10 protein-coding genes and 2 pseudogenes are annotated in these 13,750 nt (G+C 70.1%); 3 read left to right on the forward strand and 9 right to left on the reverse strand.

Going from position 1 to position 13,750, the window contains the following annotated elements:
* Window positions 1-56 precede the first annotated feature (56 nt).
* Complete coding sequence (locus tag M2271_RS08330) at window positions 57-2,093, reverse strand: LamG-like jellyroll fold domain-containing protein (RefSeq protein WP_280886454.1); 2,037 nt, start codon at window positions 2,091-2,093, stop codon at window positions 57-59.
* Between the two features lie 214 nt (window positions 2,094-2,307).
* A pseudogene (locus tag M2271_RS08335) lies at window positions 2,308-2,565 on the reverse strand (hypothetical protein); the annotation flags it as partial.
* Between M2271_RS08335 and M2271_RS08340 the strand changes: the two are divergent.
* Window positions 2,563-3,012 (forward strand): annotated as a pseudogene (locus tag M2271_RS08340) (MerR family transcriptional regulator); the annotation flags it as partial. The pseudogenes M2271_RS08335 and M2271_RS08340 overlap by 3 nt on opposite strands.
* A gap of 59 nt (window positions 3,013-3,071) precedes the next feature.
* Here M2271_RS08340 and M2271_RS08345 read toward each other — a convergent pair.
* Window positions 3,072-4,526, reverse strand: a complete 1,455-nt coding sequence (locus tag M2271_RS08345; protein ID WP_280886455.1) for a hypothetical protein — start codon at window positions 4,524-4,526, stop codon at window positions 3,072-3,074.
* Between the two features lie 451 nt (window positions 4,527-4,977).
* Window positions 4,978-6,330 carry a PucR family transcriptional regulator gene (locus M2271_RS08350; protein WP_280886456.1) on the reverse strand — a complete coding sequence of 451 codons (1,353 nt, stop codon included), beginning with the start codon at window positions 6,328-6,330 and terminating at the stop codon, window positions 4,978-4,980.
* Window positions 6,331-6,456: 126 nt separating this feature from the next.
* Between M2271_RS08350 and M2271_RS08355 the strand changes: the two genes are divergently transcribed.
* Both M2271_RS08355 and M2271_RS08360 read left to right on the forward strand, forming a co-directional pair.
* Window positions 6,457-6,915 carry a nucleoside deaminase gene (locus M2271_RS08355; protein WP_280886457.1) on the forward strand — a complete coding sequence of 153 codons (459 nt, stop codon included), beginning with the start codon at window positions 6,457-6,459 and terminating at the stop codon, window positions 6,913-6,915.
* Complete coding sequence (locus M2271_RS08360; RefSeq protein ID WP_280886458.1) at window positions 6,908-7,873, forward strand: 2-oxoglutarate and iron-dependent oxygenase domain-containing protein; 966 nt, start codon at window positions 6,908-6,910, stop codon at window positions 7,871-7,873. Before M2271_RS08355 ends, M2271_RS08360 begins: the two co-directional genes overlap by 8 nt.
* An 89-nt stretch (window positions 7,874-7,962) precedes the next feature.
* On the opposite strand, the gene ccsB is transcribed toward M2271_RS08360, so the two are convergent.
* The 5 genes from ccsB to M2271_RS08385 form a co-directional block, all read right to left on the reverse strand.
* Window positions 7,963-9,045, reverse strand: a complete 1,083-nt coding sequence (gene ccsB, locus M2271_RS08365; RefSeq protein ID WP_280886459.1) for a c-type cytochrome biogenesis protein CcsB — start codon at window positions 9,043-9,045, stop codon at window positions 7,963-7,965.
* Entirely contained in the window at window positions 9,042-10,826 is a 1,785-nt protein-coding gene (locus M2271_RS08370; RefSeq protein WP_280886460.1) for a cytochrome c biogenesis protein ResB, read from the reverse strand. The genes ccsB and M2271_RS08370 overlap by 4 nt, the downstream gene beginning before the upstream one ends.
* 3 nt (window positions 10,827-10,829) lie before the next feature.
* Window positions 10,830-11,600 carry a cytochrome c biogenesis protein CcdA gene (locus M2271_RS08375; protein ID WP_280886461.1) on the reverse strand — a complete coding sequence of 257 codons (771 nt, stop codon included), beginning with the start codon at window positions 11,598-11,600 and terminating at the stop codon, window positions 10,830-10,832.
* 1 nt (window position 11,601) lies between these two features.
* Window positions 11,602-12,210 (reverse strand): TlpA disulfide reductase family protein, encoded by a 609-nt coding sequence (locus M2271_RS08380; protein ID WP_280886462.1) that lies wholly within the window; start codon window positions 12,208-12,210, stop codon window positions 11,602-11,604.
* Between the two features lie 120 nt (window positions 12,211-12,330).
* Complete coding sequence (locus M2271_RS08385; RefSeq protein ID WP_280886514.1) at window positions 12,331-13,635, reverse strand: hypothetical protein; 1,305 nt, start codon at window positions 13,633-13,635, stop codon at window positions 12,331-12,333.
* Window positions 13,636-13,750: the final 115 nt, after the last annotated feature.

Below are 13,750 nucleotides of genomic sequence, written 5' to 3' on the forward strand. Positions count from 1 at the left end.
TCGACCTCGACATTGTGATCGCCGAGGAGGCAGCCATGCCCGAGCTGATCTTGCGGCTAACCGCGCAGGGCTACCGCCACGAGGGCGACGCGGGTGGCGGTGAGGGCCTGGTCGAAGACGCGTACGTCCCTGATGGTGCCCGGGAAGAAGTCGCCGGCCTGTCCGTTGTAGGTGGCGCGGCCGATCATGAGGGGGCCGGGAGCGGGGGTCGGGTTGGTGTCCTCGACGGCCGCCTCCTGGACGCCGTTGACGTACAGCCGCAGCTTGCGGCCCGGGCCGTCGCAGACGCCGATCAGATGGGTCCAGGCGTCCGCGGCGGGCACGGTGTAGCTGACGGCGCGCAGGCCAGGGCGGGCGAAGGCCCAGCGCTTCTCATCGCTGGAGTACTGAAGGTACAAGCCGCTGGCGGAGCCGGCCTCCTGACTCACGGCGGTGGCGAAGGACCCCGGCACGGCGGAGAGCCGCACCCAGGCGGCCACCGTGAAGCTCCGCCCCGCACCGGTCTTGAGCACCGGCCCCCCGGTGACGATCTGACTCCGGCTCCCGTCGAACTCGGCGCCCCCGCCGTCACCGGTCGCCCATCGCACGTCGGTCGCGGTGCCGTCGTTCCCGGCGACGGTGTCCCGCGCGAGCGCACCGGAAATCTCGTCGAGGGGCCAGATTCCGACGGCGCGCGGGAGGGCGGTGACGGCGGAAGCGGAGGAAGAGGGCGAGGCGCCGGTCCGGGCCGCGTCACGGCCCTTCTTCTTGTCATCCCCGGGCCGGTTGAACCAGAACCCGGTCCCGACCCCGACCGCGGCGACCGCCCCGGCCCCGGAGAACAGGAAGACTCGGCGGCTACGACCGCCAGGGTCATCGTGCCCGTGCCCGTGCCCGTGCCCGTGCACGCTGGGCGGCTCCCCGGACTTGGTCGGCCCGCTCGGATCGCCGGGCAGCGACGGCCAGGTGGGGTCGACGCGGGTGGCCGGGTGCGGGTGGTACGAGTGGGGCGCCGTGGGCTGGTGTGGAGCCGATACGGTCCCGGGATCCGCCGCCTGCTGGGAGGCCAGGGGGATGCGGGAGGCCACCGCCTGGTGGGGAGGCGAGGCTGTCTGAGGGCCTGCCGTCGGATCAAGGAAGCCGTCGTGCGGGAAGGCCCGGAGGACGTCGGTGTGGGCCGACGGGTCCGTGCCGAACGCGCCGGTGACATCGTCGCCGTCGGCGGCGGCGCCGAGGGGACCGGACACGTGGGCCGGGTCCACGGCCGAGGGCCACTGGCCGGTGTGCCGCAAGAGCGTCGTCGTCTCGGCGCCCGTCGAGCCGACCCACCCGAGGATCTCGCGCGGGGTGGGGCGGCGTGCCGGGTCCTTGGCCAGGCAGGCGGCGATCAGGGCGCGCACGGTCGGGTCGGCGACGGACGCGACATCGGGTTCGTTGTGGACGACGCGGTAGAGGAGCGCGGGCGTCGGTCCGCTGCCGAACGGATTGCCACCGGTAGCCGCGAAGGTGAGGACCGCGCCGAGGCAGAAGATGTCAGTGGCCGGGGTGACCCTGCCGCCGTTGATCTGCTCCGGGGACATGAACCCGGGCGAGCCCGCGATGTGTCCGGTCCCCGTGGTCGAATCGCTCTCGACACTGCGCACGATCCCGAAGTCGATGACCCGGGGTCCGTCCTCCGCGAGCAGCACGTTGGACGGCTTGAGGTCGCGGTGGACGAGGTTCACGCTGTGGATCGACACCAGCGCCTCGGCCAGCCCGGCCGCCAGCCCCAGCACGGCCCCCGCATCGAGCGGCCCGCGCTCCGCGACCGCCTGCTCCAGCGACGGCCCGGCGATGTAGCTGGTGACCAGCCACGGCAGCGGCGCGTCCGGGTCGGCGTCGATGACCGGCGCCGTGAACGCTCCGCTGACCATCCGGGCCGCCTGCACCTCACGCCGGAACCGGGTGCGGAACTCCGGCCTGCGCAGCAGGTCCGCGTGCACCACCTTGACCGCGACGAGCCGTCCGCCCGGTGAACGCCCGAGGAAAACCCGGCCCATGCCGCCCGCGCCGAGCCGGTTGAGGATCCGGTAGTCGCCGACGGAGCGCGGGTCGTCCGACTCCAGCGCTGACACAAGTTCCTCCTGGCGTGCTCTGCCTGTGTGGGCAGGCCCAGCATAGGGGGAGCCGAACTCCGTTACCGGATAACGGAGATCAGCGCAGAACGGACGTAAGCGGCCCAGGCGGAACAGCGGAACAGCGGAACAGAAGACCATCCAGGAGGACGGCGCCGTCAGGGTTCGTGCTGTCGCGGACAACGCGGCCCACCCAGGAGACCCGGCACCTGCGCTACCGCCACACCTTCGCGGACCATGCGGTGCCGGAGAGGCCGGGTTGAAGAAAGCCGCCCGTCCGTGAAGCGTCCGCCGTCGCCACCTCTTCCGGTGTCCCCTCCGCGACCACCGAACCCCCGGCCGCCCCGCCCGCCGGTCCCAGGTCGATCAGCCAGTCGGAGGCGCGGATGACGTCCAGGTTGTGCTCGATCGTCACCACGGAGTGGCCCGCGTCGACGAGGCGTTGGAGTACGGCGAGGAGGCGGGCGGTGTCGACGCCGCGCACGCCGCGCTGCACCAGGAACGGGAGTCGCTGCGCGCGGCGAGCAAGGCACTCGAAGCGCTGGCCAGGGACCACCCCGCGGCACTGCCCTCGTCGGGCCTGCGTATCGGGGAGGTGGCCGCGCTGATCGGCGTACGGACGTCCGCGCTACGGGTGTGGGAGGCAGCGGGGCTGATCACGCCGGATCGGGAGCGGGGGACCAAATACCGCGTGTACAGCCCGGCCGATGTGCGCGATGCCCGTCTCATCCACACCCTGCGGCGCAATCACTATCTCCTGGACCAGATCCGGCCGGTCCTGGAGGGGCTGCGGCGGGAGGGAAGCACTGAGGCGTTGCGGGCGGCCGTCGGCGCACGCGGAGAGGCCCTGACGGCTCGTACGCACGCGATGCTCGAAGGCGCGGGCGCGCTCTACAGCTATCTCTCCACCGTTGCCTGACGCCTTGCAACTGCCTGACGCCTTACAACTGCCTGACGCCTTACAACTGCCTACGTGGATCACGCATCCGGCCCGAGCCGCTCGTACACCGTCACCCTCCGACCGCGGACCTGCTTGTCCGCCCCCGCCCTGAAGTACTCCCGCAGCACGGAGATCTTCACCCTGTCGCGTTCCGCCGACGCCGGTTTCGCCACCCTCGTCGAGTCCGTGACCAGCAGGATCCGCCGCTGGGCCAGCATCGCAGCCCGTATTCGGGCTGGTCCGGCCTCCACACCCTTGAGAGTCCCGGAGTCCTCCGGGCTCTGGGTCAGAGCGAGGTCCCGCAGACCGGTGAAGGCGCCGGGGGAGACCGACTTGGTGTCGCGTCGCGCCGCCGGAACGAAGAGGACCGCGTCCCCGGTCGCCTTCAGACGCCGCACGTCTGCTGCCACCGCCAGTACGTCGTCCACCCGGCTCGACGGAGACCGCTTGGCAAGCGACTGCGGCAGCAGCGCCAGTACCGATCCGGCGATCACCACGGGGAGGATCCACGTCGACGCTCTGGGGAAGCGCGGTGTGGCTGCCCGTATCGCCGCACCCAGCGCCGCACCGATCAGCAGTGCCAGACCCAGCAGGCTGAACAGGACGTACCGGTCCAGGAACAGCGGCTGGACCAGCGAGAGACCTGTCAGACCGATCTGCGGCACGGCCAGCAGTGGCAGCCCGACGGCCGCCGCCGACAGTCGGCCTGCCTTCGGCCGGTCCAGCAGGGCTCCGAGGCCGCCGATCGTCAGCAGGACCGCCGGGCCGATCATCATGTGCCAGGTCAGCGGTGGTATCCACGAAATCTGCTCGGACTGGCCTCGGCTGAAAAGGATCAACGGCACCACACACGCCGTAGCGCCCACCGAGGCAGCGGCCCAGCCTGTCCAGATCTCACGCCGGGGCCGCGTCCACAGCAGCGTCGCCGCGTGCGCGGGAAGTATCAGCAGCGACAGCCAGTTCAGCAGCCCGCACAGCAGGACCGTGCCGCCGTACGCCGCCCAGCGCATCGCTCCACCACGCGCCTCGGACACCCTCACCAACAGCAGTGTCGAGAGCGCGGCCGCGGCCGCGACCAGCGCGTACGAGCGGCCTTCCTGGAGATAGAACTGCACGGCCGGAAGCAGCCCGAACGCCAGCCCTCCGCCCAGGCCGGCCCAGGCCCCTGCCAGCCGGTGGCCGATGGCCGTCACACAGGCCGCCGCCACCGCCATCGCCAGCACGGAGGGCAGCCGCAGGGTCGTGGTAGTGGGCCCGAAGCATGCGAAGAGTCCGTGCATCAGTAGGTAATAGAGCCCGTGCACGGCGTCGACATGCCCGAGCATGTACCAGATGTCGGCTGCCGACCGTCGGGCCACCTGCCAGGTCGCCGCCTCGTCCCGCCACACGCTGTGCTGCCGGGACAGTCCCCACAGGCCGAAGGCGAGAGTCCACAGCATCGAAATCGCCCAGACAGGCAGACAGCGCCGGAGAACGGCTAAGTGGGAAGTCATGAAGGTGTTCAGGCCCCCGGGGTAGCGGTGCGGACCGACATCAGCGGTCCATAGCCATGAAAAGGAGCTTTCGGACCGGCCGTTGGGCAGCACGGAGCGCCAGAGATGCGCGAAGTGCACACTGACCGCGGATGGCGGAAGGTATAGCCTCAACGGCTTCAACGGCATCGGAACTCGTCGACAACGGCTGCTCCTGGAGCCGCCGGAGCCTCAGCCTGAGCACTTACTACATACCAATGCCCCCGCGCGAATTCCTATCGGAGACAATAGACCATCACATTCCACACGGCGATGGATTCTTGCCGCCCGGCCTGAACACCTGCCTACCGTCTCTGCATTCTTTTCGGTCACGGCCGAATAGTGACCTCACCTGGATCGCGCACGGTAACTACTGGGCTTATAGCGCCGGCACCCGTCGGCGGAGACGCCCAGAAAGAGATTCCCGGCGGTTTCAGGCCGCCGTGCGCAGAGCTACCCGGGTCGTCCCGGTCCCCCGTACGACGCGGTGCGCACAGGACGCCGACAGCAGTTCCCCCAGCAGGTCCGGGTCGTCGATCTCCAGGCCGAGGAGGGACTCGATGCGTTCCAGCCGCTGGTAGAGGGACTGGCGCCCGATGTGGAGCAGGGCGGCTGTGCGGGTGGGGGAGCAGCCGTGGCGGAGGTGGATTTCCAGGGTGCGGACGAGGTCGCTGGGGTGGGCCGCCTCCCAGGCGAGCAGGGGGCCCAGGGCGTGCTGGACCAGCCGCGCCAGGCGCTCCCGGTTGGCTTCCACACCGCCCCGGGTCAGCTCCCGTTCCAGGGCGAGGGCGCGGGAGGACGTCACCAAGGGGCCGTCCGGAATGCCGGGTTCGGCGGCGGGGACGGTCAGCGCCAGCTCCAGTGTCGTACGGGCCGCCCGCAGCGTGTCGCTCCAGCGCAGCCAGCCGCCGTCGGCGGTGACGGCGTGGCCCACGGCGACGGTGAGCCGGGGACCGGCTGCGGTGCGGCCGGGGCGGGCGGTGGTGTGTCCGGGGTCGGCTCCGGTGCGGCCGGGGCGGGCGGTGGTGTGTCCGGGGTCGGCTGCGGTGCGGAAGGCGTCCTGGATGGTGCGGATGGGGTCGCCGGGCCGGTTGTTGCCGTTGAGCGCGAGCAGTGCCAGGACATCGCCGGGGAAGGCCGCCCGCATCACGCTTGCCCCGCCGGCCCCGCCGAGCAGCCGTACCGCCCGGTCGACCGTGCTCACGTCCCGTGTGCCGTGCAGGGACACCCCGACCACCCGGGCTCCGGGGCCGGGGTGGAACCCGGCCAGCGCGGACCTCGCCTCCGCCTCCGGCTGGCTGAGCGCGGCCCGGTCCGCCAGGTCCGCCAGCAGGGCCGCCGTATGATCGTCGCCCCACGGACGGACCACGGAGCGGCCCGACAGGCCCCGCGCCACGATCGCCCGGTTCGCGGCCTCGGTGATGCGCACGAAGGGCACGACCCGGTGCAGGGCGAGCAGCGGCAGGCCGAGCCGACGGGCCTCGTCGGTCACCTCCGCCGGCATGCTGGGCAGGGAGCGGCCCACCTCCACCGCGAGTCCGGTCGCGCCCCGGGCCGCCAGCTCACGCACATAGCGGCGGCGGACCTCGTCGTCGGCGTCCGTCAGCCCGAAGCCGTTGGTGAGGAGCAGTTCGCCGCCGTCCAGGAAGTTGGCGCCCTCGTAGACCTCACTGGAGTGGACCCAGCGCACGGGGCGGTCCAGGGCACTCTCCCCGGCCAGCAGTTCGGGCTCGGCGGCCCGTACCAGGTCGAGGGCCAGGACATCACGGAGGGTGAGTGCGGGCACGGGCACCTCCAGGGCGCTGACAGTTCGTCCGGCTGCGGGATGCCGGGAGAGTACTTTCCGCACGTTGCCCTCGTGTTTCGGCCGCAGGAGATTGAAGGCATGGATCTTATGGACCCCAGGGACCCCATGAACCCTCTGGATCAGGTGACGGCACGCACCTGGCTCGCCGGCGCCGTCGAGGAGGCCCGCGCCGGCCTCGCCGAGGGCGGCATCCCCATCGGCGCCGCCCTCCACGGCCCCGACGGCACCCTCCTCGGCCGCGGCCACAACCGCCGCGTCCAGGACGACGACCCCTCCATGCACGCGGAGACGTCCGCCTTCCGGGCGGCGGGACGGCAGCGGTCGTATCGCGGTACGACGATGGTGACGACCCTTTCGCCGTGCTGGTACTGCTCGGGCCTGGTCCGCCAGTTCGGGATCTCCCGGGTGGTGATCGGCGAGGCGGTCACCTTCCACGGCGGCCACGACTGGCTGGCGGAGGCCGGCGTGGAGATCGTGCTGCTCGACGATCCCGAGTGCGTCGCGATGATGCGCGACTTCATCAAGAACCATCCGGCACTGTGGAACGAGGACATCGGTGAGTAAGCCCCGCATCCCCACGATCGACCTGAAGCCCTGGCTGAGCGGTGGCCCGGACGCCCGTGCCGAGATCGCCCGGACCGTCGACGAGGCCCTGCAGACCGCCGGGTTCCTGCTGGTCACCGGGCACAGGGTGGACCCGGCCCTGCGCTCCGGGATCCGGGAGGCCGCGCGGGCGTTCTTCCGGATGCCCGTCGAGGTGAAGCAGCCGTACACCGCGCAGGTCGGCGGGCGCGGCTGGCTCGGGCCGGGGGCGGAGGCGAACGGGTACGCGGAGGGGACGCCGACGCCGCCCGACCTGAAGGAGTCGCTGACCTTCGCGACACACGAGGCGTTCGACGACCCGGTCGTCAACGCGGAGTGGTACGCGCCGAACGTGTGGCCCGCCCAGGTGCCGGAGCTCCAGGTGCTGTGCGAGGAGTACCTGGCCCGGATGGCGGACCTGGAGAAGGAGCTGCTGTCGCTGCTGGGCGAGGCGCTCGGACTCGGACCCGGCTTCTTCTCCCGGCACATGGACCATCCGACGTACGGCTTCAACATCAACTGGTATCCGGGGACCGACGTCGTCGGCGAGCCGGAGCCCGGTCAGTTCCGCATCGGCCCGCACACCGACTTCGGGACGGTGACGATCCTCGACCGGCAGGCCGGAAAGGGCGGCCTGCAGGTGTACACGGACGAGGGCGGCTGGGAGGACGCGCCCCACGATCCGGACGCGTTCACCATCAACATCGGTGACCTGATGGCCCGGTGGACCGGTGACCGGTGGCGGTCCGGCCGGCACCGGGTGCTGCCGCCGCCGGCCGACGCGCCCGCCGAGGAGCTGATGTCCCTCGTCTACTTCGGCGAGTGCACCCCGGGAACCCGCGTGGAGTCCGTCCCGGCGCCGGTGGGGCGGGTGGCGTACGAACCCGTCGACTCGCACGCCTATCTGCGGGCGAAGCTGGACTCCATCACGGTGGGCTGACGGGGCGGTACGTCTCACCTGGCGAAGGCCGGTTCCCGTGACCCAGGTGGGTCACGGGAACCGGCCTTCGCCGCGAGGGTGCCCGGGTGTCAGACCCCGGCGTAGGAGTGCATGCCGCCGACGAAGATGTTGACGCCGTAGTAGTTGAACAGCCAGCAGGCGAACGCGATCAGGGCCAGGTAGGCGGCCTTGCGGCCCTTCCAGCCGGCCGTGGCGCGGGCGTGCAGGTAGCAGGCGTAGGCGACCCAGGTGATGAACGCCCAGGTCTCCTTGGGGTCCCAGCCCCAGTAACGGCCCCAGGCGTCGCCCGCCCAGATCGCGCCCGCGATGATCGTGAACGTCCACAGCGGGAAGACGGCCGCGTTGACGCGGTAGGAGAACTTGTCCAGGGACGCCGAGGACGGCAGCCGCTCCAGGAACGACGTGGCGAAGGTGCCGGGGGTGCCGCCGTTCGCGAGCTTGTTCTCGTACGAGTCCTTGAACAGGTACAGGATCGTGGTGACGGCGCCCACGTAGAAGACCGCGCCGCACAGGATCGCGGTCGAGACGTGGATGTACAGCCAGTACGAGTGGAGGGCGGGAACCAACTGGTCGCTGGCGGTGTACAAGACAGTGACGGCGATGCCGAGATCGAGGAGGACCGTCGTGATCAGGAACAGCCCGAGCCAGCGCACGTTCTTCCGCAGCGCGAGCAGCGTCAGGTACACGCCCACGGCCACGGTGGAGAAGGTGATGTTGAACTCGTACATGTTGCCCCACGGCGCCCGCTGCACCGAGAGAGCCCGGGCGAACACCCCGCCGAACTCGATGAGGAACGCGAGCACGGTGAGCGAGATGGCGATACGCCCGTAGAGGTCGCCCTGCTCGTCCCCGCCGTGCGCCCCTGGCCCGTCCGGCACGTCCCGCGCCCCGGCCGCGGCCCGTACGACGACCTTGGGCCGTTCCAGTACGGCGGTGGTGCCGGCCTTCTTCACCGTCACGGCCGGCGCCTGCGCCTTCGAGGCCGTATCGCCGGTGAGCGCGGCCGCGGTGCGGCCGATCTTGCTGCGGCTGCCGAAGATCCATTCGGTGATGTAGGCGAAGAAGGCGAGCGTGTAGACGGCCATCGCGGAGTAGATCAGCGTGTTGCTGAGGTGCGCGAGGTTTTCGTTCGTTGCGGCGGCGAGAGTCATTTCGTCTCAGCCCCTTCAGCAGGTACGACGTCGGAGTCGGAGGTGGAGTCGGGGGTGGAGGGCTCTTCGGAGGGGCCTTCGGAGGGGCCTTCGGAGGGGCCTTCGGGGGCGTCTTCGGAGGGGTCTTCTGGCTCGGGGGCGCCCGGTGCCTGGTCGTACAGGATCCCGGCGAGGTCGCCGAGTTCCTCGGGCACCTTGGCGGACTCGCTGCGGCCGAGGCCGGCCATTTCAATGACCGTCACCCCGTCAGCGGTGCGCGCAGCGCGCACCCACACGCGGCGGCGCTGGATGAACAGGGAGCCGGCGAGGCCGAAGATGGCGACGAAGGCGCCGCCGAGCGCCCAGCCGCTGCCGGGCTGGCGGGTGACCTGGAAGTTCGCCCACTCCTTGATCCCCTTTTCGAAGGTGACCGAGCCGGCGCCGTTCGGGAGCTGCATGGTCTGCCCGGGCCGCAGGTTCTTCCGCAGCTGCTTGCCCTTGGAGTCCTTGAACCCCTTCAGATTGGTCTTGTCGAGCTGGTACACGCTCTGCGGGATGCCCGCGTCGACCCCGAGGTCGCCGTGGTAGGCCTCCAGGTTGAGTACCGGGTTCGTCAGTGCCGGGAACTGCGAGACCACCGAGGTGCCGCCGCCGTAGGTCGGCAGGAACGCGGCCTGGAAGCCGAGCTGTTCCTTCTGTCCCTTGGCGTTGCGGTAGCCGTCCATGACCTTGATCGCACCGGTGGAGGTGACATTGGAGTCGAGCGGCAGCAGCGCTACGGCGTCCTGGAAGACGACCTCGCCCTTGCCGTCGCGCACGGTGATGACCGGCGCGTAGCCGTGGGCGGTGAGGTAGACCTTCGAGTCGCCGACCTGGAGCGGCTCGTTGACCTTGATGGTGGTCTTCTTGTCCTTGCCGTAGGCGCCGATGCTGTAGTCGACGGCGGCCTGGAAGGTGCGCGGGGTGCCCCGGTTCGGGCCGGACGGCTCGTAGGTGCCGGTGAACTTGTCCAGGTTGAAGCTGAACGGGTCCAGGTCGTCCTGGGTGAAGAGGTTCCCGGACTTGAAGTCGTCGTACTGCGTGAGGGTGTTGGAGAAGCCGTCGCCCTCGACGACCAGCTTGTTGCCCTCGGACTTGAACAGCTGGCCCCAGGCGAAGGCGACCAGCATCACGACCAGCGCGATGTGGAAGGCGAGGTTGCCGGTCTCCCGCAGGTAGCCCTTCTCGGCGGCGACGGCGTCACCGGCGAGGTGGGCGCGGAAGCGGCGCTTCTTCAGCAGGGTGAGCGCGGCCTCGCGGACCTGCTCCGGCTCGGCCTCGGTGCGCCAGGTGGTGTAGGCGGGCAACCGGGTCAGGCGCCGGGGAGCGCCCGGCGGGCGGCCGCGCAGCTGGCCCACGAACTGCCAGCTGCGGGGCACGATGCAGCCGATGAGGGAGATGAACAGCAGGATGTAGATCGCCGAGAACCACACCGAGCTGTAGACGTGGAAGAGACCGAGCTTGTCGTAGACCGGCCCGAGGAACGTGTGGTTCTTCTGGAAGTCGGCGACCTTCGTCGCGTCGGTCCCGGACTGCGGGATCAGCGAGCCGGGGATCGCGCCGAGCGACAGCAGCAGGAGCAGCAGCAGCGCGACCCGCATCGAGGTGAGCTGACGCCAGAACCAGCGGGCCCAGCCGATGACGCCCAGGGTGGGCAGACCGGGAGCGTCCTCCTGGGGGGCGGTGGAGAGCTGGGAGCGGGCCGCGCCGACGTCCTGGTCCTCGGCCCGCTCGGCGGCGGCGGGCGGTGTGGTCTTGCTCATCGATCAGATCCCCACAGTGAAGCCGTTGGACCAGGTCTGCATCTCCTGCACGATGCTGTCCCACGCCCCGGTCAGCAGCAGCAGGCCGGTCGCGATCATCATGGCGCCGCCGATCCGCATGACCCAGGCGTAGTGGCGCTTGATCCAGCCGAAGGCCCCGAGGGCCTTGCGGAAGGCGACCGCGGCCAGTACGAACGGTATGCCCAGACCGAGGCAGTACGCGACGGTCAGTATGGCCCCACGGCCCGCGCTCCCCTGCTGGGAGGACAAGGTCAGCACGGAGGCGAGCGTGGGACCGATGCACGGGGTCCAGCCGATGCCGAACATCGCGCCGAGGAACGGGGCACCGATCAGCCCGGTCGCGGGCCGCTTGTGCAGCCGGAACTCCCGCTGGGTCATCCAGGGCATCAGCCCCATGAAGAAGACACCCATGAGGATCATGAGCACGCCCAGCACCTTGGACGTGACGCTTCTCTGGTCCTGGAGTGTCTCGCCGAAGTACCCGAACAGGGCCCCGCTGGAGACGAACACGGCGGTGAAGCCGAGCACGAAGAGCGAGGCGCCGGCGACCATCCGCCCGCGCCGGGCCTCCGCCAGGTCGGTGCCGGCGACGCCGGTGACGTAGGAGAGATAGCCGGGGACGAGCGGCAGGACGCACGGGGAGAAGAAGGAGACGAGACCGCCCAGCAGCGCGATGGGCAGGGCCACCAGCAGGGCGCCGTTGAGCACCGTGCCGTTGAGGCCCCCCGCGGCGAGTGTGGACACCGCGGTCACGTCACTTCTCCGCGAGGACCGGCTTGAGCATGGCCCGCAGCTTCTCCTCGCTGAGTGCCTGCAACGTGCGCGCGGCGACCTTGCCGTCCCGGTCGATGATCAGCGTCGACGGGATGGCCTGCGGGTTGAGCGTGCCCTTCTTGAAGCGGAGCATCAGCTTGCCGGTCGGGTCGTAGAGACTCGGGTAGCTGACGCCGAACTCCTTCTCGAAGGACCTGGCCAGACTGACCCTGGCGTCGCGGGTGTTGATGCCGACGAACTGGACGCCCTGGTCCTTCACGTCCTGGTAGACCGTCTCGAAGTTCTTCGCCTCGGCACGGCAGGGTGGGCACCAGGAGCCCCACACGTTGAGAACGACGACCTTGCCCTTGTAGTCGGCGACGTCCGCCTGACCGCCGTCGACGGTCTTGCCGGACAGCTCGGGGACGTCGGCCCGCTCGCCCTTGTCGACGGTGGCGATGCCGTTGGCCCCGGTGATGAAGTTGGTGTTGCCGCCACCGCCCGAGGTGCCGCCGGAACTGCACGAGGACAGGGTCAGTGCGACGGCGGCCACGGCACCGGCGGTGAGCAGGGTGAAGCGGACACGGGTGCGACTACGGGCGGCACTCATGTGAAAAGTTTCGCATGTCCGTTCCGGGGATCTTGCGCACCCCCCTTGCCGGTGGAAACCCGCATATCAGGCGGGCTACCGGGAGGCGAGCTGCCCGGAGGCGGCCAAGCCGGAGGCGGGCTACCCGGAGGTGGCCTGCCCTGAGGCGGGCTGCCCGGAGGCGGTCGAGCCGCTCGACGGCGTGACCCTCAGGAATTCCTTCCAGCCCCCGGTGGGCTCCTGGCCGACATCGAGCGTGCGGAGCTTGGCGAGCACCTCGGGCTTCTGTACGTCCATCCAGTCCACGAACTGCCGGAAGGAGACCAGGCGGACGTCCTCGCCCTTCTCCTTCTCCCGCGCGATGTACTTGAAGGCCGCCTCCACGGCGTCCATGTAGATGCCGCCGTTCCACTGCTCGAAGTGGTTGCCGACAAAGAAGGGGGCGCGGTTTGTCTCGTATGCCCGCTTGAATCCCTGGATGTACGCCTGCGAGGCCTGCTTCCGCCAGCCCGGATAGTTGTAGGCGGGCGCCTTGGTGGAGTTGACCGACTGGTTGGCGAGGATGTTGTAGTCCATCGAGAGGACCTCGAAGCTGTGGCCGGGGAAAGGTATCTGCTGCAACGGCAGGTCCCAGATCCCCTGCTGCTTGTCCGGCCACGTCTGACGGCCGCCCGGCGAGGAGGCGTCGTAGCGCCAGCCGAGCTCGCGGGCGGTGGGCAGCAGGTTGTTCTGGCCGAGCAGACAGGGCGTGCGGGCGCCGACGAGTTCCTTGTCGTAGTCGAACGGCAGGGCCAGCAGATCGCTCCAGCCGGTGTTGGTCCGCCACTCCTTGACGAAGCCCTTCGCCTGGTCGATCTCGCTGCGCCACTGCTGGGGCGTCCAGTCGCCGACCGTGCCGTGGCCGGAGCAGAAGTGCCCGTTGAAGTGGGTGCCTATCTCGTGCCCTTCGAGCCATGCCCGCCGGACGTTGGCCAGGGTGGCTTTGACGTGGTCGTCGCTGAGATAGCCGATGTCGGAGGCGCCGCGCTGGTTGTTCGGCGGGTCGTAGAGCCGCTTCTTCGACTCCGGCAGCAGATACAGCCCGGAGAGGAAGAAGGTCATGCTCCCGCCGTGCTCCTTGGCGAGGTCCAGGAAGCGCGGGAAGAGGCCGTTGCCGACCTCGCCGGCACCGTCCCAGGAGAAGACGACGAACTGCGGCGGGGTCTGCCCGGGCTCCAACGGCTCCGGCTTCGCCGGCTGGTGGGGCTGCTTGCCGGTGAAGGAGGTGGAGCCGTCACCGAGGGGGCGGGCGGCGGGCTTGGGACTACTGCTGGGACGGTCGCTCCCGGAATCTCCCGCACGGCCCGGCTTGTCCGACGAGGTGAAGGTTCCGCAGCCGCCGAGTCCTACGGTGGCCGCGGCGCCCGCGCCGAGCCCGAGCATTCCCCTGCGGGAGAGAGTGCGCATCGCATCCCCGTTCGTCATGTCCCTCTGGTGGGTGGTCACCCAATCAGAGGAGGCGGCGAACGGGGAGGTTCCTGCGAGACTTATGGATTTGGTAACAAGAGGCGTCCGGGGAAGG

This window comes from Streptomyces sp. LBL (genome assembly GCF_029893585.1).
In the GTDB taxonomy this organism is placed as follows: domain Bacteria; phylum Actinomycetota; class Actinomycetes; order Streptomycetales; family Streptomycetaceae; genus Streptomyces.

What these genes read in the sequence shown, in the direction of transcription:
- M2271_RS08345 (WP_280886455.1), bottom strand. Translation starts at nt 4,526, where the DNA reads ATGACTTCCCACTTAGCCGTTCTCCGGCGCTGTCTGCCTGTCTGGGCG.
- M2271_RS08355 (WP_280886457.1), top strand. Translation starts at nt 6,457, where the DNA reads ATGAACCCTCTGGATCAGGTGACGGCACGCACCTGGCTCGCCGGCGCC.
- ccsB (WP_280886459.1), bottom strand. Translation starts at nt 9,045, where the DNA reads ATGACTCTCGCCGCCGCAACGAACGAAAACCTCGCGCACCTCAGCAAC.
- M2271_RS08370 (WP_280886460.1), bottom strand. Translation starts at nt 10,826, where the DNA reads ATGAGCAAGACCACACCGCCCGCCGCCGCCGAGCGGGCCGAGGACCAG.
- M2271_RS08380 (WP_280886462.1), bottom strand. Translation starts at nt 12,210, where the DNA reads ATGAGTGCCGCCCGTAGTCGCACCCGTGTCCGCTTCACCCTGCTCACC.
- M2271_RS08385 (WP_280886514.1), bottom strand. Translation starts at nt 13,635, where the DNA reads ATGCGCACTCTCTCCCGCAGGGGAATGCTCGGGCTCGGCGCGGGCGCC.